We start from the raw sequence: 23,218 nt of genomic DNA on the forward strand, positions 1-23,218 counted from the left end.
GAGGCAACCGACATGAAGATCCACAAGTACGACACCGTCATCGTCGGCGCCGGCGGCGCCGGCATGCGCGCCGCCATCGAGGCGACGAAGCGCAGCCGCACCGCCGTGCTGACCAAGCTCTACCCGACCCGCTCCCACACCGGCGCGGCCCAGGGCGGCATGGCCGCCGCCCTCGCCAACGTCGAGGACGACAACTGGGAGTGGCACACCTTCGACACGGTCAAGGGCGGTGACTACCTGGTCGACCAGGACGCCGCCGAGATCCTGGCGAAGGAGGCCATCGACGCGGTCCTGGACCTCGAGAAGATGGGCCTGCCGTTCAACCGGACGCCCGAGGGCCGCATCGACCAGCGCCGCTTCGGCGGTCACACCCGCAGCCACGGCGAGGCCCCGGTCCGCCGCGCGTGCTACGCGGCCGACCGCACCGGCCACATGATCCTCCAGACGCTGTACCAGAACTGCGTCAAGGAGGGCGTGGAGTTCTTCAACGAGTTCTACGTCCTGGACCAGCTCATCACCGAGGTCGACGGGGTCAAGAAGTCCGCCGGCGTCGTCGCCTACGAGCTGGCCACCGGCGAGATCCACGTCTTCCAGGCCAAGTCGGTCGTCTACGCCTCCGGCGGCACCGGCAAGTTCTTCAAGGTGACGTCGAACGCGCACACGCTGACCGGTGACGGCCAGGCCGCCTGCTTCCGCCGGGGCCTGCCGCTGGAGGACATGGAGTTCTTCCAGTTCCACCCGACCGGCATCTGGCGCATGGGCATCCTCCTGACCGAGGGCGCCCGCGGTGAGGGCGGCATCCTCCGCAACAAGGACGGCGAGCGCTTCATGGAGAAGTACGCGCCCGTCATGAAGGACCTCGCCTCGCGTGACGTCGTCTCGCGCTCCATCTACACGGAGATCCGCGAGGGCCGCGGCTGCGGTCCCGAGGGCGACCACGTCTTCCTCGACCTCACCCACCTGCCGCCGGAGCAGCTGGACGCCAAGCTCCCGGACATCACCGAGTTCGCGCGCACCTACCTCGGGATCGAGCCCTACACGGACCCGATCCCGATCCAGCCGACCGCGCACTACGCCATGGGCGGCATCCCCACCAACGTCCAGGGTGAGGTCCTCGCGGACAACACCACGGTCGTCCCGGGCCTGTACGCCGCCGGTGAGGTCGCCTGCGTCTCGGTGCACGGCGCCAACCGCCTCGGCACCAACTCGCTGCTCGACATCAACGTCTTCGGGCGCCGGGCGGGCATCGCCGCCGCCGAGTACTCCCACGGCAACGACTACGTGGAGCTGCCGGAGGACCCGGCCGCCCAGGTGATCGAGATGGTCGAGCGGCTGCGGGACTCCAACGGCACGGAGCGCGTCACCGAGCTGCGCACCGAGCTGCAGGAGACGATGGACGCCAACGTCATGGTCTTCCGCACCGAGCAGACCATCAAGACGGCCGTCGACAAGATCGCCGAGCTGCGCGCCCGGTACAAGAACGTCTCCGTCCAGGACAAGGGCCGCCGCTTCAACACGGACCTGCTGGAGGCCATCGAGCTGGGCAACCTGCTCGACCTGGCCGAGGTCATGGCGCAGTCGGCCCTCGCCCGCAAGGAGTCGCGCGGCGGTCACTACCGCGAGGACTTCCCCAACCGCGACGACGTCAACTTCATGCGCCACACCATGGCGTACCGCGAGGTCGGCGACGACGGCCAGGAGTCGATCCGGCTCGACTACAAGCCGGTCGTCCAGACCCGCTACCAGCCGATGGAGCGTAAGTACTGATGGCTACCCCCGTACTCGACAAGCCGGCCCAGGACGCCACCGCGTCCCACCTGATCACGATCACGCTGCGCGTGCGCCGGTTCCTGCCCGAGGTCTCCGACGAGGTCACCTGGGAGGACTTCGCGCTGGAGATCGACCCCAAGGAGCGGGTCCTCGACGCGCTCCACAAGGTCAAGTGGGAGATGGACGGGACGCTGACGTTCCGCCGTTCCTGCGCCCACGGCATCTGCGGCTCCGACGCCATGCGCATCAACGGCCGCAACCGCCTCGCGTGCAAGACGCTGATCAAGGACATCAACCCGGAGAAGCCCATCACGGTCGAGCCCATCAAGGGTCTCGCGGTCCTCAAGGACCTCGTGGTGGACATGGAGCCGTTCTTCCAGGCGTACCGGGACGTCATGCCGTTCCTGGTCACCAAGGGGAACGAGCCGACCCGCGAGCGCCTGCAGTCGGCCGAGGACCGCGAACGGTTCGACGACACCACCAAGTGCATCCTGTGCGCCGCGTGCACCTCGTCGTGCCCGGTCTTCTGGAACGACGGCCAGTACTTCGGTCCGGCCGCCATCGTCAACGCCCACCGCTTCATCTTCGACTCGCGTGACGAGGCCGGCGAGCAGCGGCTGGAGATCCTCAACGACAAGGACGGCGTGTGGCGCTGCCGCACCACGTTCAACTGCACGGACGCCTGCCCGCGCGGTATCGAGGTCACCAAGGCGATCGCCGAGGTCAAGAAGGCGCTCATCACGCGCCGCTACTGAGTCCCGCTCAGGGTCCCGCTCAGCCCCGAAGGCCCCGTTCCCGGTACATCCGGGGGCGGGGCCTTCGGCATGCCCGGACGCGGCGGCGCAGCCCGTGCGGGCACTTTCTTGAACATGTTCAAAAAGAGGTCTACTGTCACGCGTGACAGCTTTTTGAACACGTTCAAGAAGGGTGGGGACATGGACCTCACAGTGGTCTCGTACGCCGTCTACCTGGTCGTCAGCATCGCCCTGACGATCTGGGTGGCCCGGACGCTGAGCCGCAACGGCCGCCTCTTCATCGCCGACGTCCTGCACGGCGACGAACGGCTGGCCGACGCCGTCAACCACCTCCTGGTGGTCGGCTTCTACCTCGTCAACCTCGGCTTCGTCGCCCTCTACCTGCGCGGCGGCGACGAGATCGCCTCCACCGCCGCCCTCTTCGAGGAACTCTCCGCCAAGCTCGGCGTGGTCCTGCTGGTCCTCGGCGTCCTGCACCTGGGCAACGTCTGGGTCCTCTCCAAGATCCGCCGCCGCGGCATCCGCGACCAGGAGACCCACCCGCCGGTCGCCCCCGACGCCCACCTCGCCGCCGGCCCGTTCGCCGCCCCGGCGAAGGGCTGACCCCGGTGCCCGCCACCCACCGGCCCGTACGGCGGCTGACCGTGCTGTACGACGCCGGGTGCCCGCTCTGCACCCAGCTGAGCGGCTGGCTGGAGCGCCGCCGCCAGCTCGTCCCGCTCGACCTGGTCCCGGCCGGCTCCGAGCGGGCCAGGGAGCTGCTGCCGGGCCTGGACCACGCGGCCACCCTGGACGAGCTCACCGTGGTGGGCGACGGCGGCCAGGTCTTCCGGGGAACGGCCGCCTGGATCACCGTCCTGTGGGCCCTCGACGGCTACCGCGCCCTCGCCCACCGCCTCGCCACCACCACCTCCGGCGCCGCCCTGGCCCGGGGCGCGGTCCTGGCCGCCGCCCGCCTGCGGGAGACCACCCGGCAGTGGGGCGGCGCCACCTACCCGGCCACGGACGGCTGGCGGTACGACCCCCGTACGGGCTGGGTCTTCGAGCCCCCGGGGTGCGACACGACCTGCCCGGCGGACGGCTAGGCTCGGCCGCGTGGCAGGCAAGAAGACCAGCGAAAAACACGACGGGGCGAGCGCGCGGGGGGCGGCCGCCCCGTCGGCACCGGCGGCGGCACCGGCCGCCTTGGCCAAGGAGCCGGACGGCCGGACCGCCAAGAGCGAGCAGACCCGCACCCTGATCCTGGAGACGGCCCTGCGCCTCTTCCAGGAGCGCGGCTTCGACAAGACCACGATGCGCGCCATCGCCCGCGAGGCCGGCGTCTCCACCGGCAACACGTACTACTACTTCGCCTCCAAGGAACACCTGGTCCAGGGCTTCTACGACCGCATCGCCGACGAACACCGGGCGGCCGTGGCCCCAGTCCTGGCCCGCGAGACCGGCCTGGAGGAGCGCTTCGCCGGGGTCCTCACCGCCTGGCTCGACATCGCGGCCCCGTACCACGAGTTCGCCGCCCAGTTCTTCAAGAACGCCGCCGACCCCGCCAGCCCCCTGAGCCCCTTCTCCACCGACTCCTCCCCCGCCCGCGACGCCGCCATCGCCATCCAGCGCGAGACCCTCACCGGCTCCCGCGCCAAACCCCCCGCCGAACTCGCCACCCTCCTCCCCGAACTGATGTGGCTGGCCCAGATGGGCCTCGTCCTCTACTGGGTCTTCGACTCCTCCCCGGACACGGAACGCACCCGCAGGCTGGCGGTGCGGGGGGCCCGGCTGACGGCCCGGGGGGTGAGCCTGTCGCGGTTCCGGGTGCTACGGCCGCTGGTGCGGGAGGTCCACGAACTACTGATGGACTTCCTGCCGGGGGCGAGCGAGACGCTCAGCGCGAAGGAGCGGCGGAAGGGGGGCGGGGAGGCACGGGGCACGGCCCCGGAGCAGCCGGACGTACGCGAACGACCTGCCGCCGACTGACTGCCTCCACCACAGCGCCCACTTCACGTCGCCGCATCGAAGGAGCGCTGCTTGCGGCGGGTGATGAAGAGTCAACCGGACAGGACGCCCGGGGCTGATCGGCTTGCGCGGCTTCGATTTCCCGCCTACGCAGGGCAGCAGCACGAAGAATGCCCCTTCTCGCTCTGCCGTGGAGCCGCAGAGGCGAGCGGGCCTCGGAGTCAGGGGCCTGGTCGATCCATCAATACAAGTCCCGTCACAACGACAACAAGACTCACCGAAGCCCCCCCCCCACCTGGCCGCCGTTCCCCAATCCTCCCACCCACGCTGCCCTTTACTGGAAACCAGGACGCCCAGCAACCCGAGGGCGAAGATCACACACCCTGCGCCCTGCACGCTCATCACCCTCCTCCCCGCACCCAGGACCACCACGACCGGGCCGACACGACACCCGGAACGCATGAATTACCACAGGGACGCAATGCAAATGAGCAGAGAGAGCGAGCCCACCAGCGCCCATCCGACAGCAATAGAAGTGATGAACCTGTCAGACATACCCGAGCTGCGCAAGATTGCTCTCGCCCCGGCCTCCTGAGCAGGCCGTTCCCGCAGAACGTACACCCCTATAGGGAGGAAGAGGGAAGTAAACGCAAAGAAGGACATGAAAATACTCCGACATGTTAGCGCGGGAAATACAGACTTACCGTAATCATGAGAATGCCCAACGCGGCCAGACCGACCAGCAGCACACCGATCACTTGAGACGCGACCGAAACAAAAGCCTCCCTCGCGTGCCGCCATTCACTGAACGGCGAACCCTCCCCTGTCAGGAACTTTCGAATCCCGAAGAGATCGAAGGCCAAGGAAATACCGGCCCCCAACAGGGTGAAACAGATGAGGTAAGGCACGGCGACATCCACGGTGTTCATCGCCTCAACCAGCCCGCCCCGTCGGCGGACGGCGAGGAGGGCCCCGGCCCGCGCAGGCCCGCAGGAAGCACACCCCGGACGCGGTCAGTGGTAGTACACAGAAGAGAGCGCGCGTCGTGCCGGCGACGAAGCCTTCGTCCACTGGTGCCTCCTGCCGCTGGCCAAGGAGGCCGAGACGGGTCGCGACGGAAGTGACCGCGTAGGCGGACACGCCGAGCAGCAGGAGTCCGAGGAAGCCCCAACTGGCCCTTGCCGCAGGCGGCATGCCGTTCGCTCTCTCCGTCCGGGCCGGACAGGGCCCAAGCCGTCATCCCAGGCTCTCCACGAGCATCGTGGTGGCAGCGGCTGCCACACACAGCCCGGCCACACGTACGACGAAGGGCGAGAACCCTCTGCCCGCTCCGTACGGCGAGTGGTCCATGGCCCAGGCGTAGACCCGGTGCGCGGAATCCCCGAGATTGAGCAGAAGGCCGACACCAGCGGCCAGATGGATCACGCAGAGAATGACCAAGACGGACCTCTGCTCGCTTTCCTGGCAGGTCTGCCGGACGGGCAGCTTCGTTAAGGCGGCGCATGTTCAGGCGGTGGTCTCCTCGTGGCGGCGTGCGATGGCGCGGAGGATCGCGCGTTTGGCCTCGCGTCCGCGTGACGGGGTGCGCCAGAAGCGGGGGAAGTCGGCCCCGTCCAGGGCGAGGGAACGGTGGAGGTCGCCGGTGGTGGTGTGGATCGCCATGAATCCGTGGCGGAATTCGACGCGTTCGATCTCTTCGAGGGGTATCGCGGTCTCGCGGAGGTTCCGCACGGTGAGGGTGCGGGAGTCGAGGGTGAGGCGGGCGCGGGACATGGCGGCGCAGACGGCGGCGTAGGCGGCCAGGAGCAGGGTGCCGGTGATCTCCTGCCAGGGGGCGAAGGACGGTCCCAGGTCCTCCCCTCTGACGAGGAGGAAGGCCAGAGCGAAGGAGGCGGCCGTCAGGGTGGTGGCGAGGGTCGCCAGGAGGAGGCGGGTTGCCGGGCGGCGGCGCCACTCCCGTATCGGAGGCGTCATGGTGCGACCGTCGCCAGCGCCCACACCGTCTTCCCGTACCGCCCCCGGTCGCGGACGCCCCAGGCCTCCGAGACGGCTGTGACCAGGGTGCGGGCGTGGCCGGGGAGGACGGCCTCGTCGGGGATGCCGTCGGAGACCTCGACGAGGCAGGAGCCGTGGGCGAGGACGGTGACGGCGACCTCGAAGTCGGGTTCGTCGCGGGGGCCGTGGAGGACGGTGTCGGCGGCGAGTTCGGAGACCAGCAGGACGGTCTCCTCGCGTATCGCGCTCCGTGGTGGGTGTCCCCAGCTGGCCAGATGGCCCCCGGTCCGGTGCCTGGCCTCACCCACCGAAGCGGGGTGCCGGGGCAGCCGGAACGCCTTGCGTCTCAGCACAACCGACTCCGTCATCCCCACAGTGCACACACTTCTCTCACATGACGCAATGTCAGGTGCGAAAGAGGAACGCCGCGGGCCGCCCACGGATCACTCCGGAGCGGCCCGGCGGGTGGTGGCCCGCTGTTTCGGCGGGCGGTGGGCGGAAAAAGGCGCTCACCGCCCGCCGAGGGGGTCGGAAGGGTCAGCTCCGCTTGGCGGCGAGCTGGACGATCGTGATGTCGGAGGGGGCGCCGACGCGTACCGGCGGGCCCCAGGCGCCCGCGCCCCGGGAGACGTAGAGCTGGGTGTCGCCGTAGCGCTCCAGGCCCTCGACGGTCGGGTTGGCGAGGCCGGCGATGAGGTTGCCGGGCCAGAGCTGGCCGCCGTGGGTGTGGCCGGAGAGCTGGAGGTCGACGCCGTGCTCGACCGCCTCGTCGATGACGATCGGCTGGTGGGCGAGGAGGACGCTGGCCCGGCCGCGGTCCCGGTCGCCGAGGGCGCGGACGAAGTCGGGGCCCTGGCCGTAGCTCTCGCCCGCCACGTCGTTGACCCCGGCGAGGTCGAAGCCGGCCTTCTCCACCCGGGCGTTCTCCAGCGGGCGCAGCCCCAGCTCGCGGACGTGGTCGACCCACTCGGCGGCGCCGGAGAAGTACTCGTGGTTGCCGGTGACGAAGTAGCTGCCGTCACGGGCCCGCAGCTGGGCGAGGGGCTCGGCGGCGTGGCCCAGCTCCGCCACGCTGCCGTCGACCAGGTCGCCGACGACGGCGACGAGGTCGGGCTGGGCGGAGTTGATCGTGTCGACGATGCGCTGGGTGTGTCCCCGGCCGAGTATCGGCCCGAGGTGGACGTCGCTGACGACGGCGATGCGGTAGCCGTGGGCGGCGCGCGGCAGCTTGGCCAGCGGCACGGTGACGTGCTTGAGCCTGGGCCCGCGCAGCACGCCGTACGTTCCGGCGCCGACGGTGCCGAGGGCGACGGCGGCGGCCGTCCCGCCGACGATCCGGGAGACGAAGAGGCGGCGGGAGGGGGTCGGGCGGGGCTTCGGGTCCGGGTCGCCGGGCGGCAGGATGCCGGCGGGCGGGGCCGGGGGCGCCGGGGCGGACGGGGCGGTCGCGGTGGCCGGCTCGGCGACGGCACAGCCGCCGGTGGCGGTGCCGGTCGGGCTGCCGGTACCGGCGGGCTCGTCGGCCGGGGAGGTACGGGTGCCCGTGGTGTCCGCCGGAGCCGAGGGCTCGGCGGACTCAGCGGGCCCGGCGGGCTCCGCAGGCTCCGCCCCGCCGGCCTCGCGCCCGCGCTCCCCCGGTGCCCGCATGCGCAGCAGCAGCGGGCGGACCAGTTCGCCGGCGAGGAGGGCGAGGAGCAGGTAGAGGAAGACGGCGCCCCAGAGGTAGCCGGGCCAGGCCACGATCTGCTTGACCACGAACGGCAGGCCGGAGCGGCCGGTGGCGAAGGCGCCGACGAAGAGCACCGGGCCGAGGACGACGAGCACCGTGGCGACGCGGCGCACGAGGGAGCCGGGCCGGGTGGTGTCCCGGACCAGGCGGCGCCAGACGTACCAGTGCAGGGCCACCAGCGAGGCCAGGACGGCGCAGGCGACGACGATGAAGAGGGGGTTCATGGCGCTCGTTCGGTCCTCGGGTCAGGGGGTGGGGCCGGGCGGGGCGGGGCTGGTGGCGGGGGTGGGGTTCTTCTCACGGCGCAGGGCGCGCAGACCGCGCAACCCGACGGCCCCCACGGCCGTCCCCAGAAGGAAGGACGTCACGGCGAGCAGCAGGTGGACCCAGAAGTAGGCGGTGGGGTCCCCGGCGGCGTCGAAGGCGAGCCCGCTCGCGTCGTTCCAGAGATTCTTGACGAAGGTGACCCAGATGAACCAGCTCCACACCCCGAAGGCGAGCAGGAACCAGGAGACCGGGCGGCTGAGCTTCATACGCCCAGTATCGCGGCCCGGCTCCGCCTCCCCGCGCCGGGGTCGGGAGCCGGTGGCCGCCGTTCCGCTTGGTGCGGCGGGCAGCCGGCCTACCGGGGCGCAGACAGCATCAGCCCGTACCTGTACGTTCTCGATCGTGCCTGCCTTGCGAAAGACCACCGTGCTGGTCGCCTCCACCGCCTTGCTGACGCTTTCCGCCGCGTTCCCGGCAGTTGCCGCCGAGAAGCCGGACGACGACAAGGCGAAGCCGCCGGGGAAGATGTCGGAGATCGGCGGCGCGCGGCTGGGCCAGGCCGGTACGCAGGTGAACGCCGGGCCGGGGGTGCCGAAGCTCCCGAAGAAGCTCACCGGGCGGTCCTGGATCGTCGCGGACGCGGAGAACGGGGACGTCCTCGCCGCGCACAACGCGCACTGGAAGCTGCCGCCCGCCTCCACGATGAAGATGCTCTTCGCCGACACCGTGCTGCCCAAGCTCCCCAAGGACGAGAAGCACCTGGTCACCGACGAGGAGCTGGCCGGTGTGGGCGCGGGCTCCAGCCTGGTCGGGGTCAAGGAGGACCAGACGTACACCGTCCACGACCTGTGGCTCGGCGTCTTCCTCTCCTCCGGCAACGACGCCGTGCACGTGCTGTCCGCGATGAACGGCGGCATCGACAGGACGGTCGCCGACATGAACGCCCGCGCCGAGGAGCTCCAGGCGCTCGACACCCATGTGGTCAGCCCGGACGGCTACGACGCCAAGGGCCAGCTCTCCAGCGCGTACGACCTGACGCTCATCGCCCGCTCCGGGATGCAGGACAAGGACTTCCGGGAGTACTGCGCGACGGTGAGCGCGGAGTTCCCGGGTGAGAAGAAGAAGGGCAAGAAGCGCGAGCACTTCGGCATCCAGAACACCAACCGCCTGCTCACCGGCGCGTACGGCATGGAGCGGTACGAGGGCATCGCGGGGGTGAAGAACGGCAACACCACCAACGCGGGGGCCACCTTCACCGGGGTCGCCGAGCGGGGCGGCCGGGTGCTGCTGGTCACCGTTATGAACCCGGACGGCAAGGAGAGCAACGCCGTCTACCAGGAGACGGCCCGCCTCTTCGACTGGGGTTTCCAGGCCGCGGAGAAGGCCGAGCCGGTCGGCACCCTGGTCCCGCCGCTCAGCGCGGTACCGGCCACCGGTGACGCCTCGGGCGCGCCGGACGAGGGCGCGGCGGGCGGGGCCCCGGCTCCGGCGGGCGGCGGCAAGGCACAGGCGGCCGCCGCCGGCGGCTCGGACGGGGTCGGCACGGCACTGGCGGTGGCGGGCGCCTCGCTGGTGATGCTCGGCGCCGGGGTGTACGTGGTCAACCGGCGCCGCCCGCTGCCCGGGCAGGGGACGCGCGGCCGGCGCCGCTGAGGAGCCGGGCTACCGCTGGAAGGGCTCGCGCCGGGGAGTCTCCCCGGCCGGGCGGGCCCGGGTGGCGCCGCCCTGCTCCTCCGTAGCGCCGTCGGTGCCGTCGTCCGCGTCCGCCTCCCGGGGCCCGCCCTCCTCCAGCGGGGTCGCCGTCCAGGCCGCGCAGACGAGGACGAGCTTGGCGGTGAAGTTGATCCACAGGAGCAGGGCGATGGGGACGCCGAAGGCGCCGTACATGCTCTTGGCGGCGACCCCGCTGATGTAGCCGCCGAGCAGCAGCTTGAGGAGTTCGAAGCCGACCGCGCCGATCAGGGCCGCGCCCAGCAGGGCCCGGCGCCGGGGGTGGACGGCGGGGAGCAGCGTGAGGACGTAGAGCAGGACGAGGAAGCCGGCGAGGACGGCGAGGGCGAAGGCGGCGGCCCTGAGCAGGACGGTGCCGACGCCGGTCTCGGCGAGGCCGATCTGCCGGGCGATCCAGCCGAGCGCGCTGCCGCCGGCCGTGGAGGCGACCAGCGAGACGATCCCGGCGGCGCCGAGGCCGAGCAGCACGATCACGTCCTTGGCCTTGCGCGCGACCGGGTTGCCCTCCAGGGCGGGGAGTTCCCAGACGGCGCGCAGGCAGTCGCGGATCGAGCCGACCCAGCCGACGCCGGTGAAGAGGAGCAGGGCGCCGGCGATGAGGGAGACGGTGCCGGCGTTGTCGACCAGGGAGGCGATGTCGAGCTGGTCGGAGATGCCGGGGACCTGCTCGGCCAGCTGGTCCTGGAGTTCGCGCTGCCGCGCCCTGGAGAGGGTGGAGGCGGCGACGGCGGCGACCAGGGTGAGCAGCGGGAAGAGCGCGAGGAAGCTGATGTACGTCATCGCGGCGGCCAGCTGCGACCACCTCGTGCGGTCCAGCGTCTCGTAGGTGCGCCACAGGTGGGTGTGCATGAGCCGGGTCATCCACGGCCCGACCACCGGGAGCTTCGTCAGCCAGTCCACACGTTCCGCCTACCCGCTGGGGACGCGGCCATGACCGGCCGCACACCCCCACAATTACGGCATGAGCGGAGACAATTCAATGAATGGACCATCCCAGTGAAACTCGGGATGTTCCGGCATGAACAGCACTGATCCGGGCGATACGGTCGCGGGCATGGCTGTCGACACCACCGTTCCGCTCACCGGCCGGGGCCGCGGCGCCCCCACCGCCGCGCGCCTGCTGCGACCGCGCAGCTACGAGGAGGCGGCCGAGGCCGTCCGCGACTGCGGGCATCGCGGCGCCATCGCCCGGGGCCGGGGCAGGGCCCCCGGGGACACCGCCCGCGACACCGGGGGCGACGTCCTCGACATGTCCGCGCTCGACCGGGTGCACGCCATCGACGCGGCCGGCGGCACCGTCCTGTGCGACGCCGGGATCACCCTCCACCGGCTGGCCGAACTGGTGCTGCCGCTGGGCTGGTTCGTTCCGGTGCCGCCGGGGGCGGAGCGGGTCACGGTGGGCGGCGCGGTCGGCGCCGACCTGCACGGACCCAACCACCACCGCGCCGGCTCCTTCGCCCGCCACCTGCTCGCCTTCGAACTCCTCACCGCCGACGGCACGGTGCACGTCGTGGACCGGGGTACGCCGCTCTTCGACGCGACCACCGGCGGGCTCGGCCTGACCGGCGTGGTCCTCACCGCCACCCTCCAGCTCCAGCCGGTGGCCACCTCCCTGCTGCTGACCGGCTCGGCCCGCGCCACCGACCTGGACGACCTGATGGCGCGGCTCTGCGACGCCGACCTCCGCCACACCTACGCGAGCGCCCGCGTCGACCTGCTGGCCCGGGGCGCCGCCACCGGCCGGGGCACCGTGCTCCACGCCGACCACGCCCCGCCGGAGGCGCTCCCGGCCCGGCTCGCCCGCCGCCCGCTGGCCGCCCGCCCCCAGCTGCCGGCCCCGCCGCAGCTCCCGCCGGGCCTCGTCCCCCAGCTCACCCCGGACCGGCCGCTGGGCCGCCGGGCGCTGGGCCTCCTCCACGACCTGCGCCACCGGGCGGCCCCGCGCCGCCGCGCCGGGACCCTGCGCGGCCTGGCCGCCGCCCTGCCCGTACTGGACGGCGGCCACGCGCTGGGCCGGGGCGAGGGCACGGTGGCGTACCGGTGCGCGGTCGGGCACGGCTGCGAGGACGTGCTGCGGCACCTGGTGCGGCGGGTCGCGGAGCAGGGGTGCGCCACCCGGCCGGGGCTGCTGAAGCGGTTCGGGGAGGGGTCGCCGGGGTGGCTCTCCTTCCCGGCGCGCGGCTGGGGCCTGTCGCTGGAACTCCCCGCCCGTGCACCGGGGTTGACCGCCCTCCTCGACGAGCTGGACGAGGAGGTGGCGGCGGCCGGCGGCCGGGTCTGCCTGGCCCGGGACAGCCGGGTCCGGCCGGAGCTGCTGGACGCGATGTACCCGCTGCTGGACGACTTCCGGGAGCTGCGGGCCGCTGTGGACCCCAGCTCCGTCTTCACCTCCGACCTCGCCCGGCGGCTCGGCCTGTGAACCGGCCGGCGGGACACCCGCGAAGGAGCGGCATGCCCAAGGACGCCTCCGGTCCGCCCCGGTCCCTGCTGGTCCTCGGCGGCACCTCGGCCATCGGCCTGGCCACCGCACGCCGCCTGATCGCCCGCGGGGCACGCCTGGTGCACCTGGCGGGGCGCCCCTCCCCCGCGCTGGAGAAGGCGGCCGGCGAGCTGACGGCACTCGGCGCCGAAGTCCGTACCGTGCCCTTCGACGCGCTCGACCCCGAGTCCCACCAGGCTTCGCTGGGGCCGGTGTTCGCCGCAGGCGACGTGGACCTGGTGCTGCTCGCCTTCGGCATCGCCGGCGACCAGGCACGGGACGAGTCCCGCCCGCTGGACGCGGTCCGGGTGGCGCAGACCAACTACACGGGCGCGGTCGGCGCCGGACTGCTCTGCGGCGCGGCCCTCCAGGAGCAGGGCCACGGCACCCTGGTGGTCCTCTCCTCGGCCGCCGGGGTCCGGGCCCGCCGCGCCGACTTCATCTACGGCTCGTCCAAGGCCGGCCTGGACGCCTTCGCGCAGGGGCTGGGCGACGCCCTGTACGGCACGGGCGTACGGGTGATGGTGGTCCGCCCCGGCACCGTCCTCGACCCGGGCACGCCCCGCGGCGACGCCCGCCTGACCACCACCCCCGGCCAGGTGGCCGCCGCGATCGAACTGGGCCTGCGCCGGGGCTCGGAGACCGTCTGGGTCCCCGGCGGCCTGCGCCTGGTCATGTCGGCCGTACGCGGCCTGCCCCGCCCGCTGTTCCGGCGGCTGGTGGTCTGATCCGGGCAGAAAGATGCCCGGGCGGCTCCCCATGGGGGAGGGAGCCGCCCGGGCTGGGGGTGTCACACGGCCTAGGTCAGCGGACCTCTGCTGCGGCCTCGGCGAGGCCGTTGGCCCAGAGCTGCTCGACGCGGGAGCGCTCGGCGGAGTCGGGCTGAGCGTTGGTGCAGGACGGGCCGGGGCCGCCGCCGGACATCAGCTGGCTGCACGGGCCGGAGTAGGTGTCGGGCAGGCCGAGCACGTGGCCGGTCTCGTGGGTGGTCACCCGGGTGGAGTTGTACTGCTGGTTCTGGGCGTAGTCGAGGAAGATGTAGCCCCGGCCGTGGCCGTCGGTGCTGGCGTACGAACCGCGCGGGTCGTTGCCCTCGCGGTACGTGAAGTCGGCGTTGGAGCCTTCCTGGAGGCGGACGTTGGAGACGGCGCCGTTCCAGATCGAGGTGGAGCTGGCGATCTGCGAGCGGAAGGTGGGGGCGGCCGAGGCGTCGTAGGTGACGGTGACGGCGAGCGCGCCCGGGTTGGCGGCGCGCTTCTCGGCGACCGCCTTCATGACCGCCTCCTGGAAGGCGCGGGTGGCGGCGGCGTTCTCGGTGGACGCCTCGTAGGCGGCGACCGAGCGCGGGGTCGAGGTCTCGGCGGCGGCCGAGGCGGGGGCGACCGAGCCGAGGGCGGCGGCGACGGCGAGGCCGAGCCCGGCGAGGGCGGAGGCGGTCCGGGTCATACGCATGTGGGGGTCTCCTGACTGTCCGCGGCACGGGCGGAGTGGGGTCCGCCGCGTACCGGACCGAGGAGTTCGGTCCGGGAACGAGTCTGGAGCGCACCGACGTCGGGCACATGATGCCAACCTGCGATAACCCGGTCTTATATTCCTGGCCACGTCCCGTACCCTTCCGGATGGTTGAGGGCATTTGGCGTGCTTGGGACCACTGGCGGGGCGGGCGGGGCGCTTCTAGCCTCGGTCCATGGAGCTCGAGGTGCGTCACCTTCGCGCGCTCTGCGCCATCGCCGACACCGGAAGCGTGCGCCGCGCCGCACGCGAACTCGGCGTGAGCCAGCCCGCACTGACCACACAACTGCGCCGCATCGAACAGAGCCTCGGCGCCGAACTCTTCCACCGGGGCCGCGACGGGTGCCGCCCCACCCTGCTGGGCCGCACCGTGCTCTCCCGGGCCCGCACCGTGGTCGACTCGATGGCGGTCCTGGTCGAGGAGGCCCGCGCCGAGGCCGCCGCGCTCGGCCGGCCCGGGCCCCGGCTGCGGGTCGGCTCGACCGCGAGCCGGATCGTCGGCGACTGGCTGCGCCGGCTGCGGGGGCGGATGCCGGAGACCGACATCACCCTCCAGGTCGACGTCTCGGCGACCGTGCTGCTCCGCTCGCTGCGCGCCGGCCGCCTGGACCTCGCCTTCGTCCACGAGGTGGAGGGCAGTCCGCTGCGGGTCCCGGACGGCCTGGTGCAGCACACCCTGCTGGAGCGCGAGCCCCAGTTCATCTCGCTGGCCCCCGACCATCCGGCGGCGGCCCGCCCGGTGGTGGACCTCGCCGACCTCGCCCAGGACCGGTGGATGGTCGACCCCTCGGTCGACGGCGAGTGGGACGGCGTACGCCGGGTGCTGGCCGCCGCCGGGATCGATCCGCCGGTGCTGCACGGCGACTACCTGACCACCGCCTCCCTGGTGGCGCTCGGCGAGGCCGTCGCCCCCTGCCAGCCCACCTCGGGCCCGCGCGACGACATGGTCATCCGCCCGCTCCGCGACGACCCGCTCGCCGTCCGCCTCCTCCTGGTCACCCCGCCGCGCTGCCCGGCCGCCGGTCCCGCCTACGAGGAACTGACCGCCGCCTACCGCGCGGCGGCGCTCCGGGCGGGCCCGTACCGCGAGTGGCTGGAGGGCGCGCCGGAACGGCCGGGGGCGCTGCTCGGCGGCTGACCCCGGCCAGGCGTACGCCCGTTCAGTACCCGCGCCCCACCCGTACCGCCAGTTCCGGCGCCCGCCCCGCCCGGAGCGCCTCCCAGCAGGCGCGGAAGTCGGCGGTGATGTCGGTGCCGGCGGTGATCCCGGCCGAGTGGGAGGTGAGGGTGGTGCGCGGCAGCTCCCAGACGGGGTGGCCGGGGGCGGGGGGTTCGTCGGTGAGCACGTCGAGGACGGCACCGCGGACGTGGCCGGCGGCCAGGGCGCGGCCGAGGGCGGGGAGGCTGACGGTCGCGCCCCGGCCGACGTTGAGGAAGGTGGCGCCGCGCAGGGCGGAGAGCCGGGCGTCGGCGAAGAAGTCCCGGGTGGCGTCGGTCAGCGGCAGCGCGTCCACCACGAACCGGGCGCGGCCCAGCCACGGCCCGTCCTCCCCGGCGGTGATCCGCTCGTCGAAGGGGCCGCCCGGCGCGTGCTCGGCGCGGCCCACGCCGACGGTGTGGAGCCCGGCGGCGCCCAGGGCGCTCGCCACGGCGGTGCCGATGTGCCCGGTGCCGTAGACCAGCGCGGTCTGCCCGGCGGCCAGTTCGGAGGGTTCGCGGCGCCAGGCGCGGGCCGCGGTGCGGGCCAGGTGGCCGGGGACGCCCTGGCAGTCGGCGAGGACCCAGGCCAGCGCGTACTGGCCGATGCGCTCGCCCATCCGGCCCACGGTGCGGGTCAGCAGCACCCCGGCGGGCCAGCCGCCGTCGAGCAGCGCGTCGACCCCGGCGTTGACGCTGTGGAACCAGCGGACCCGGGGGTCGCCGCGCAGCGCGGGCGGCAGGGTGGCGCCGACCAGGACGAGCGGGGCGTCCGGGGCCCCGCCCTCCGCACCGGTGATCCGCCCTTCGGCGTCGTAGCCGAGCACGGGGCGGCCGGTGAGCGCGGCCAGTTCCCCGGCGACGGCCGGGGCGGTGCCGGGCCCGACCGCGAGGGCGGCCCGGTCGAGCAGGCCGGCGGGGAGGGGGGTGGAGGACATGGGCGGCTCCTCTGCGCGGGATCGGGTCCGTGCGGGGATCGTCGCATCCGGGGGCACAGTGGCCCTGCTCACCCCCGCGCGGCTGGGACCGGCGCGGCCCCCGCGACCGGTGGCCGACCCTGTACCTGCCGGCCGGCGGCGACGGCGACCACACCACCTGGACCACCCTTCCAGGTCCAGGAACTGGCTCTGGACCGACTGGCGGAACGGCGGCAAGGGCGGCACCTACGGCCCCCGCGAACTGCGCGTCGCCCTGCCCACCCTGGTCGACGCCCTGCGCCCCGCCGGGCCCGGCCCGCGCTGAGGTCAGCGGGTGGCGTGCACGGTGACGGGGCGGCTGAACGGGTTACCGCTCTGCATGACCGCGATGTGGCCGACCCCGACGATCCGGTCGGTGCCGGGGACGACGGCGACCTCGGCGAGCGCCAGCCCCTGCCGGGCGCCCTTCCGGACCTCACCGCCGGTGGGCAGCCGGGGCCGCTCGACCTTGTAGCAGGGGCCGTCGGCGGCCTGGTACCAGAGGTTCTCGTGGAGGGTTCCGGTGTCGCCGTCGACCAGCAGCGGGGGGCGGGTGCCGCAGGCGCCCTCGGCGCCGGGCAGGTCGCGCCAGCGCTTGCCGTCCCAGCGCAGCCGCAGCTCCTCGTCGTCGGGCTCGTCCTCCACCTCGCCGTGGTTGAAGGAGTGCCGCCCGTAGGCGTAGACCTCGTCCGGGGCGACGGCGAGGACGGTGCCGAGCGCAGCGCCCGCCTCGGGCGGGACCGGGTCGGGGAACCGTCGCAGCGGGGTGTCGACGGTCTTCCAGCGCGTGCCGTCGAAGTGGTGGGCGGCGGTCTGGGTCATCGCCTGGCCCTCGCCGCCGATGCCGGGCCCCTCCGAGCGGTGGCCGACGGCCCAGAGGTCGTCGCCGGAGGTGCCGTCGAGGGCGGTGGCGGCCGAGGGCAGCAGGGTGGTGGTCCAGCGGGTGCCGTCCCAGTGGGCGGCCCGGCTGCGGTCGTCGCTGGTGAGGTTCCCGGCGCCGTCGTCCTGGTCGGGCAGGTGGGGGTCCTGGAGGAGGGTGACGTCGTCGGGGCCGAAGGCGACCAGGTCGAGCAGGTGGCCGTCGGGCGGCGGGGTGACGGTGGACCAGCGGCCGTCCTCGTACCGGGCGATGACGGGCGTGCCGTTCTGCTCGGCGGTGGTGCCGGTCGCCCAGAGGGTGCCGGGCCCCGCCGCGTCCAGGCGCGGCGGGTACGGGAGGCCGGCGAGGGCGTCGGGCAGCGGCAGGCGGCGCCAGCCCTCACCGGTGTCGCGCAGCAGGTAGCCGGCGGTGGCCTCGCCGTTCTTCTCGTCGTACCCGCTGGCCCACAGGTCGTCGGGGCCGAGCGCGGCCAGGTCGGTGAGCTGGCCGTCCCGGTCGCCGGTGTGGTCCAGGCGGAAGGCGGCCGGGGCTCCCTCGGGGGCGGCGGACCGCCCGGGCCGCGCGTCGTCCTTCTCCCCGCCCGCCGGCTCGGCCCCGCAGCCGGTCAGCACCAGCGCGAGGACGGTGAGCATTCCCGCCGATACGGTACGGCGCGCCATGGGTCCCCTTCCCCGGGCGGGCCGGGGTGGTCCGCCCTCAACTGGCGGGCAGCGTACCCCCGCCGGCGGTGGCCGCTCTCAGCCCTCGCGGCCGAAGGGGAAGTCGCGCAGCTTGCGCCAGACGCCGTCCGGGCCCTGCTCGTAGAGGGCGAACCCGGTGCAGGTCCAGCTCGCCTCGAACTCCTTCAGCGCCTCGTACGCCTCGTCCATCGCCTCCTCGGCGATGCCGTGGGCGATCGTGACGTGCGGGTGGTACGGGAACTGCAGTTCGCGGGCGATGGGGCCCGAGGCGTCCCTGACCTGCTTCTGGAGCCAGGTGCAGGCGTCCGCGCCGGCGGCGACCCGGACGTAGACCACGGGCGAGAGCGGGCGGAAGGTGCCGGTGCCGCTGAGCCGCATCGGGAAGGGGCGGCCGGTGGCGGCGACCTCGGCGAGGTGGCGCTCGATGGCGGGCACCGCCTCCGCCGCCACCTCGGTGGGCGGGACCAGCGTGACGTGGGTGGGGATGCCGTAGGCCGCGGTGTCGCCGAAGCCGGCACGCCGCTCCTGGAGGAAGCTGCCGTGCGGCTCCGGGACCGCGAGCGAAACGCCGAGCGTTACGGTCCCCACGTCGTACTCCTGTCCTTCGAAGGTGGCGGCGCCGTCCCCTGCCGGACGGCACCGCCTTCAGGTGCGGGCACGGCCGCGCCCGCCGGGTCCGGGACCCTTCAGTGCTTGGCGGGCACCAGGCCGAGCCGGTCGTAGGTCTGCGCCAGGGTCTCGGCCGCGACGGCGCGGGCCTTCTCGGCGCCCGCGGCGAGGATCGCGTCCAGCGTCTCCGGGTCGTCCAGGTAGGCCTGGGTGCGCTCGCGGAACGGGGTGACGAAGTCGACCATGACCTCGGCGAGGTCCGTCTTCAGCGCACCGTAGCCCTTGCCGGTGTACTTCTCCTCCAGTTCGGCGATTGTCACGCCGGAGAGGGTGGAGAGGATGGAGAGGAGGTTGCTGACCCCGGCCTTCTCGGCGCGGTCGAAGCGGATCTCCGAGCCGGTGTCGGTGACCGCGCTCTTAATCTTCTTCACGGTCGCCTTGGGCTCGTCCAGGAGGTTGATCAGGCCCTTGGGGTTGGCGGCCGACTTGCTCATCTTGGCCGTCGGGTCCTGGAGGTCGTAGATCTTCGCCGTCTCCTTGAGGATGTACGCGCCGGGGACGGTGAACGTCTCGCCGTACGTCCCGTTGAACCGCTCGGCCAGCGTGCGGGTCAGCTCCAGGTGCTGGCGCTGGTCCTCGCCGACGGGGACCTGGTCGGCCTGGTAGAGCAGGATGTCGGCGACCATCAGCATCGGGTACGTGAAGAGGCCGACGGTGGTGCGGTCGTTGCCCTGCTTGGCGGACTTGTCCTTGAACTGGGTCATCCGGGACGCCTCGCCGAAGCCGGTGAGGCAGTTCATCACCCAGCCGAGCTGGGCGTGCTCGGGCACCTGGCTCTGGACGAAGAGGGTGCACCGCTCGGGGTCGAGCCCGGCGGCGAGCAGCTGGGCGGCGGCGAGCCGGGTGTTGGCGCGCAGCTCCGCCGGGTCCTGCGGGACCGTGATCGCGTGCAGGTCCACCACCATGTAGAAGGCGTCGTGGGTCTCCTGGAGCGCCACCCACTGGCGCACCGCGCCGAGGTAGTTGCCGAGGTGGAACGAGCCTGCGGTGGGCTGGATTCCGGAGAGCACGCGAGGACGATCAGAAGCCATGGACCCATTGTCTCAGGTCCGCGGGTCCCGCCGGAATCGGACCCGTCATACCCCGGGGGGTGCCGGGTGTACGGGGAGCGCACGACCCGCGAGCGGGGGCGCGCACCGGACACGGGTGAGCCCCGCGCGGCGGGCTGCCGTGCGGGGCTCATGCCGCCCTGGCGGGCGGGGGTCCCGGTGATCACCCCCGGGACGGGGGCGGGGTGATGTCAGGCGCCGGTCACCAGCGGTACCAGCGGCCTCGCTTGCCACCGGCACCGGCGGAGCGGAAGACGAAGCCCAGGACCCAGACGATGATCACGATCGCCGCGATCCACCACAGGATGTCGAGAGCGAAACCCGCGCCGAAAAGAAGAGCGGCGAGCAGAAGAACAAGAAGAAGGGGCACCATTTCGATCAACCTCCGCAGTATCAGTTTCCCTGTCGAGAGCCCATGTGCCCTCGATCACCGAACAGATTCCCGACACGTTCCTCACAGATTGGTAAAGACGGGAACTCGCAGGTGGGGGCCGCGTGAAGGGCGCGTCCGGCAAATGCCGGGACAGTGAACGCGCGCACGCGAGGAGTCCCCCGGGCGCCACCTCGCCAGGGTCGGCGGAGGGTCTTTTCCGGTGCGGATGTTTGCCGTCCCGATCGCCGGTCATGCGATTCCTCAGAGTTCACCGCCCTCTCGCTAAGGAGTCGCAGACCATGAACGAGAAGAGCAGCGCCGACGAGAAGAGCAAGAGCCGCGTCGAGCAGGCCAAGGGCAAGGTCAAGGAGACCGTGGGCCGGGCCGTGGGCAACGAGCGGCTGACCGCCGAGGGCCGGGCCGAACAGGCCAAGGGCGACCTGCGGCAGGCGAAGGAGAAGGGCAAGGATGCCTTCCGCCACTGACCGCCGAGGCCGTGCGGTGCCGCGCCGGGGCGGGCTCGCCGCCCGCCTCCTGCCGGGCCGGCTGCTGGCCGGCCGCACCGGCGCCGCCGCACTCCGGCCCGGCGGCCCGGCCGCTCCGGCGGCCAGCGACCCCCGGGTGTCCCAGCCCAGACGGCCCCGCCCCGGCGGAGGGCTGAGACGGGCCGCCCGGCGGCTCCTCACCCTCACGACCGGGGCTCTCCGGCAGAGCGGCGGCCCCCTCCGCCGCCTCCGGGCCCGACGGCCCGGCTGACCCGAAGACCCGCTCCCCCGCCCAGGACCGGCGCGTGGGCCCCGCCCCCTACTCCCCCTCCCGGCGGGGCCCACCGCGCCTCCCCCTCCTTTCCCTTTCGCGGCGGGCGAGCGGGACCGGGCACCAGCGGGGTGACAGGATTTTCCGATCCTGTCACCCCGCTTTGTGCTGCGCGGAGGAGAATATCCGGAGCAGCGGCCCCCTCGTCCGGGAATTCACGGACATTCCCCCACCACTTCTCGCCACACCCCGCCCCCTCCCCTCCTTTTCCGTTTCTTCACGTCTTCCGGGGGCATCCGGAGTGCCATGAATTCCTCATCGATGGCACGCGAGGGCCACCGCCAGGCGCGGCGGGCGGCCGACAGCAAAGTGGTCTCCGCCGGGGCGCGCGCCGGCTTCGCCGCCCGCGGGGTGATCTACCTGCTGGTCGGGCTCCTCGCGGGCCAGATCGCCTTCCAGGGCGACGGGAAGCAGGCCGACCGGGGCGGCGCGCTCCAGGAGATATCCGGGCAGCCCTTCGGCGGGATACTCCTGTGGGTCATCGGCATCGCCCTGGTGGGCATGGCGCTGTGGCGGCTCTCCGAGGCGGCCTTCGGTGCGGCGGGCCCGGACGGCGACAAGGCGATGAAGCGGGTGGTCTCCGGGGCGCGGGCGGTCTTCTACGCCTTCGTCGCGTACTCGGTGCTGTCGTTCGCCGCCGGGGAGAAGAGCGGCGGCGGCTCCAGCGACAAGCAGTCGCAGGACATCACCGCGCAGGCGCTCGGGCTGCCCGGCGGGCAGTGGATCGTCGGCGTGGCGGCGCTGGGCGTGGCCGTCGCCGGTGTGGTGGTCGGCGCCCGGGCGGTGATGCGGAAGTACCACAAGCACCTGCGGATGGGCGCGATGTCCCGCCGCGCCCGCCAGTTCGTGGACGTGACCGGCGTCTTCGGCGGCGCCGCACGCGGCCTGGTCTTCGCGGCCGCCGGGGTCTTCGCCGTGGTGGCGGCCGTCGACTACGACCCCGACGAGGCCAAGGGCATGGACGACACGCTGCGCTCCTTCGCGGACACCCCGGCGGGCCCGTGGCTGCTGGTCCTGGTCGCGGTGGGCCTCGCCGCCTTCGGCCTGTTCTCCTTCGCCAACGCCAAGTGGCGCAAGGTCTGAGGACGGCGCCGGGTGCCTGACCCGGCGTACGAAGGGGCGCCCCCGGACCAGCTGGTCCGGGGGCGCCCCTTCGTACGGGAGGGTGGCGTGTCAGGGCTTCGGTACGGCGCAGCCCTCGCGGCCGAGGTCGATCTCGCTGCCGGGGCCTATGCAGGGGACGAGGGTGTAGGTCTGCTGGCCGTAGTTGATGCCCTCGCGGACGGTGACCTCACCGTTCTCGTCGACCTCGCACGGGTTGTTGTCGGTGCAGCGGCCGCCGCTCTCGTTGCCCGTGTTGTTGACGGCGACGACCTTGCCGGTGGCGTCGTCGATCACCGGGGAGCCGGAGGTGCCGCCGATGGTGTCGCAGGCGTCGGTGTAGCGGACCGAGTCCTTCCAGGTCCAGCTGCCCTCCTTGAGCTGGTGGGCGAAGCCGTCGACGGAGCAGTTGTACGTCCGCTTCCAGTACCCGGAGGCGACGGTGATCGCGGCGCCCTCGGACGGGCGGGCGGCGTCGAGTTCCAGGGCCTCGATGCCGTAGGCGCTCTCGATCTCGGCGTAGCTCTCGCCGAGCTGGTAGAGGGAGACGTCGGTGTCGGTCATGGTGCCGTACGCCAGCTTGGCGGCGCGCAGCGTGCCGACGCCGTTGCCCGCGCCGTCGAGCAGGGTGAAGGAGCGCGAGGAGGGCTGGTCGACCAGGACCTCGCCGGGCGCGGGGAACCCGGTCTCCAGGCAGTGCCCGTTGGAGAGGACCAGCGCGGGGTCGTCGGCCGAGGCGGACGGGGCGCGCACGACGGAGCCGGAACAGTTGGAGAGCGCGACGGTGCCGGCCAGGTCTACGGCGGCGGGGGCGGCCGGGCCGGGAGCGGCGACGGCGGGAGCGGCGGAGGCGCCGAGCAGGGCGGCGGCGAGCAAGGCTCCGGCCAGGGGCTTCTTCATGTGGGGGGCCTCTCTGCGGCCCGTGCCGGACAGGTGGGGGGCGCGACACGGGCGTGCGTGGACGAGTTGACATGCGCATTGTTGGCGCACATCTTCGGCCGGACAAGGGACCAATTTCAGCCACCGCCCTCGCCAACTCCCCTAAGCTGGCCGTTCATGAGCGCCAGCGAGATCACCCGGACCGAGTGCCGGCAGTGCGGCACCGAGATCTACGGCGTGAACGGCCGCTACTCCTGCGCGGTCTGCGGCTGGGTCAACCCCTGGTACGAGGGCCACGGCGAGCTGCCCACGGCCGAGGACGACCCGGACCGGAAGGGCGGACGCTGACGCCCGCGGAGGCCGCCGGTACGACGGACGCCGGCGCCGCGGCGGACGAGGGGAATCGTTCCCTCATCCTCTGCGGCACCGGCGT

At 73.0% G+C, this 23,218-nt stretch carries 26 protein-coding genes; 13 read left to right on the forward strand and 13 right to left on the reverse strand.

All coding sequences use genetic code 11. The features are described 5' to 3' along the window. The first annotated feature begins 12 nt into the window (after window positions 1-12). The 5 genes from sdhA to IF45_RS0100565 all read left to right on the forward strand — a co-directional run bounded on the left by sdhA (window position 13) and on the right by IF45_RS0100565 (window position 4,493). Entirely contained in the window at window positions 13-1,767 is a 1,755-nt protein-coding gene (gene sdhA, locus IF45_RS0100545; RefSeq protein ID WP_003948438.1) for a succinate dehydrogenase flavoprotein subunit, read from the forward strand. Then, entirely contained in the window at window positions 1,767-2,525 is a 759-nt protein-coding gene (locus tag IF45_RS0100550) for a succinate dehydrogenase iron-sulfur subunit (protein WP_003948439.1), read from the forward strand. The genes sdhA and IF45_RS0100550 overlap by 1 nt, the downstream gene beginning before the upstream one ends. A gap of 180 nt (window positions 2,526-2,705) precedes the next feature. Continuing rightward, entirely contained in the window at window positions 2,706-3,128 is a 423-nt protein-coding gene (locus IF45_RS0100555) for a hypothetical protein (RefSeq protein WP_030304806.1), read from the forward strand. 5 nt (window positions 3,129-3,133) lie between these two features. Further along, entirely contained in the window at window positions 3,134-3,610 is a 477-nt protein-coding gene (locus tag IF45_RS0100560; protein ID WP_003948441.1) for a thiol-disulfide oxidoreductase DCC family protein, read from the forward strand. A gap of 10 nt (window positions 3,611-3,620) precedes the next feature. After that, window positions 3,621-4,493: a TetR/AcrR family transcriptional regulator gene (locus IF45_RS0100565; protein WP_037637449.1), complete on the forward strand. Its 873-nt coding sequence runs from the start codon at window positions 3,621-3,623 to the stop codon at window positions 4,491-4,493. Window positions 4,494-5,152: 659 nt separating this feature from the next. Here the strand turns inward: IF45_RS0100565 and IF45_RS0100575 are convergent. The 5 genes from IF45_RS0100575 to IF45_RS0100600 all read right to left on the reverse strand — a co-directional run bounded on the left by IF45_RS0100575 (window position 5,153) and on the right by IF45_RS0100600 (window position 8,729). Beyond that, complete coding sequence (locus IF45_RS0100575; protein ID WP_030304811.1) at window positions 5,153-5,401, reverse strand: hypothetical protein; 249 nt, start codon at window positions 5,399-5,401, stop codon at window positions 5,153-5,155. Between the two features lie 577 nt (window positions 5,402-5,978). Continuing rightward, window positions 5,979-6,446, reverse strand: a complete 468-nt coding sequence (locus IF45_RS0100585; RefSeq protein ID WP_030304815.1) for a hypothetical protein — start codon at window positions 6,444-6,446, stop codon at window positions 5,979-5,981. Further along, the gene (locus IF45_RS0100590; RefSeq protein WP_256671055.1) at window positions 6,443-6,835 is read right to left on the reverse strand and encodes an ATP-binding protein; all 393 of its coding nucleotides are present in this window, start codon (window positions 6,833-6,835) and stop codon (window positions 6,443-6,445) included. The genes IF45_RS0100585 and IF45_RS0100590 overlap by 4 nt, the downstream gene beginning before the upstream one ends. A gap of 169 nt (window positions 6,836-7,004) precedes the next feature. Further along, complete coding sequence (locus tag IF45_RS0100595) at window positions 7,005-8,420, reverse strand: metallophosphoesterase (RefSeq protein WP_030304818.1); 1,416 nt, start codon at window positions 8,418-8,420, stop codon at window positions 7,005-7,007. Window positions 8,421-8,441: 21 nt separating this feature from the next. Then, window positions 8,442-8,729 carry an SCO4848 family membrane protein gene (locus IF45_RS0100600; protein ID WP_008405262.1) on the reverse strand — a complete coding sequence of 96 codons (288 nt, stop codon included), beginning with the start codon at window positions 8,727-8,729 and terminating at the stop codon, window positions 8,442-8,444. Window positions 8,730-8,865: 136 nt separating this feature from the next. On the opposite strand from IF45_RS0100600, the gene IF45_RS0100605 reads away from it, so the two are divergent. Next, the gene (locus tag IF45_RS0100605; protein ID WP_008405264.1) at window positions 8,866-10,116 is read left to right on the forward strand and encodes a D-alanyl-D-alanine carboxypeptidase family protein; all 1,251 of its coding nucleotides are present in this window, start codon (window positions 8,866-8,868) and stop codon (window positions 10,114-10,116) included. Window positions 10,117-10,125: 9 nt separating this feature from the next. On the opposite strand, the gene IF45_RS0100610 is transcribed toward IF45_RS0100605, so the two are convergent. Beyond that, window positions 10,126-11,094, reverse strand: coding sequence for a YihY/virulence factor BrkB family protein (locus IF45_RS0100610; protein WP_030304820.1), 969 nt, complete (start codon window positions 11,092-11,094; stop codon window positions 10,126-10,128). A 154-nt stretch (window positions 11,095-11,248) separates the two neighbouring features. On the opposite strand from IF45_RS0100610, the gene IF45_RS0100615 reads away from it, so the two are divergent. Together IF45_RS0100615 and dprE2 are read left to right on the forward strand one after the other, a co-directional pair. Beyond that, window positions 11,249-12,613 carry an FAD-binding oxidoreductase gene (locus IF45_RS0100615; protein ID WP_030304825.1) on the forward strand — a complete coding sequence of 455 codons (1,365 nt, stop codon included), beginning with the start codon at window positions 11,249-11,251 and terminating at the stop codon, window positions 12,611-12,613. A gap of 32 nt (window positions 12,614-12,645) precedes the next feature. Further along, complete coding sequence (dprE2, locus tag IF45_RS0100620) at window positions 12,646-13,401, forward strand: decaprenylphospho-beta-D-erythro-pentofuranosid-2-ulose 2-reductase (RefSeq protein ID WP_003948455.1); 756 nt, start codon at window positions 12,646-12,648, stop codon at window positions 13,399-13,401. A gap of 76 nt (window positions 13,402-13,477) precedes the next feature. On the opposite strand, the gene snpA is transcribed toward dprE2, so the two are convergent. Continuing rightward, window positions 13,478-14,125 carry a snapalysin gene (gene snpA, locus IF45_RS0100625; RefSeq protein WP_003948456.1) on the reverse strand — a complete coding sequence of 216 codons (648 nt, stop codon included), beginning with the start codon at window positions 14,123-14,125 and terminating at the stop codon, window positions 13,478-13,480. A 235-nt stretch (window positions 14,126-14,360) separates the two neighbouring features. Here snpA and IF45_RS0100630 point away from each other — a divergent pair, with 235 nt between their 5' ends. After that, window positions 14,361-15,323, forward strand: coding sequence for a LysR family transcriptional regulator (locus IF45_RS0100630; protein ID WP_010638565.1), 963 nt, complete (start codon window positions 14,361-14,363; stop codon window positions 15,321-15,323). A gap of 22 nt (window positions 15,324-15,345) precedes the next feature. Here the strand turns inward: IF45_RS0100630 and IF45_RS0100635 are convergent, their stop codons facing one another. Continuing rightward, window positions 15,346-16,320 carry an NAD(P)-dependent oxidoreductase gene (locus IF45_RS0100635; protein ID WP_018894291.1) on the reverse strand — a complete coding sequence of 325 codons (975 nt, stop codon included), beginning with the start codon at window positions 16,318-16,320 and terminating at the stop codon, window positions 15,346-15,348. Window positions 16,321-16,429: 109 nt separating this feature from the next. On the opposite strand from IF45_RS0100635, the gene IF45_RS0100640 reads away from it, so the two are divergent. Then, entirely contained in the window at window positions 16,430-16,624 is a 195-nt protein-coding gene (locus tag IF45_RS0100640; protein ID WP_129854232.1) for a hypothetical protein, read from the forward strand. A gap of 2 nt (window positions 16,625-16,626) precedes the next feature. Here IF45_RS0100640 and IF45_RS0100645 read toward each other — a convergent pair whose 3' ends face one another. The 4 genes from IF45_RS0100645 to IF45_RS0100660 all read right to left on the reverse strand — a co-directional run bounded on the left by IF45_RS0100645 (window position 16,627) and on the right by IF45_RS0100660 (window position 19,989). Then, on the reverse strand, window positions 16,627-17,877 hold the full coding sequence (locus tag IF45_RS0100645) for a hypothetical protein (RefSeq protein ID WP_030304827.1): 1,251 nt from the start codon (window positions 17,875-17,877) through the stop codon (window positions 16,627-16,629). 78 nt (window positions 17,878-17,955) lie between these two features. Next, window positions 17,956-18,486, reverse strand: coding sequence for a 2'-5' RNA ligase family protein (locus IF45_RS0100650; protein WP_003948460.1), 531 nt, complete (start codon window positions 18,484-18,486; stop codon window positions 17,956-17,958). Window positions 18,487-18,584: 98 nt separating this feature from the next. Beyond that, complete coding sequence (trpS, locus tag IF45_RS0100655) at window positions 18,585-19,598, reverse strand: tryptophan--tRNA ligase (protein WP_008405279.1); 1,014 nt, start codon at window positions 19,596-19,598, stop codon at window positions 18,585-18,587. A gap of 220 nt (window positions 19,599-19,818) precedes the next feature. Next, the gene (locus tag IF45_RS0100660; RefSeq protein WP_008405281.1) at window positions 19,819-19,989 is read right to left on the reverse strand and encodes a hypothetical protein; all 171 of its coding nucleotides are present in this window, start codon (window positions 19,987-19,989) and stop codon (window positions 19,819-19,821) included. A gap of 299 nt (window positions 19,990-20,288) precedes the next feature. Between IF45_RS0100660 and IF45_RS0100665 the strand changes: the two genes are divergently transcribed. Further along, on the forward strand, window positions 20,289-20,474 hold the full coding sequence (locus IF45_RS0100665) for a CsbD family protein (RefSeq protein ID WP_003948463.1): 186 nt from the start codon (window positions 20,289-20,291) through the stop codon (window positions 20,472-20,474). Between the two features lie 577 nt (window positions 20,475-21,051). Further along, a complete protein-coding gene (locus IF45_RS0100675; protein ID WP_030304832.1) occupies window positions 21,052-21,888 on the forward strand; it encodes a DUF1206 domain-containing protein in 837 nt (278 codons plus the stop codon). 90 nt (window positions 21,889-21,978) lie between these two features. Here the strand turns inward: IF45_RS0100675 and IF45_RS0100680 are convergent, their stop codons facing one another. Continuing rightward, window positions 21,979-22,806 (reverse strand): S1 family peptidase, encoded by an 828-nt coding sequence (locus tag IF45_RS0100680; protein WP_008410798.1) that lies wholly within the window; start codon window positions 22,804-22,806, stop codon window positions 21,979-21,981. Window positions 22,807-22,962: 156 nt separating this feature from the next. On the opposite strand from IF45_RS0100680, the gene IF45_RS33220 reads away from it, so the two are divergent. Continuing rightward, window positions 22,963-23,133 carry a hypothetical protein gene (locus IF45_RS33220; RefSeq protein ID WP_008410796.1) on the forward strand — a complete coding sequence of 57 codons (171 nt, stop codon included), beginning with the start codon at window positions 22,963-22,965 and terminating at the stop codon, window positions 23,131-23,133. The last annotated feature ends 85 nt before the right edge of the window (window positions 23,134-23,218 follow it).

The sequence above is a fragment of the Streptomyces albidoflavus genome (assembly GCF_000719955.1).
Taxonomy (GTDB): Bacteria; Actinomycetota; Actinomycetes; order Streptomycetales; family Streptomycetaceae; genus Streptomyces; species Streptomyces albidoflavus.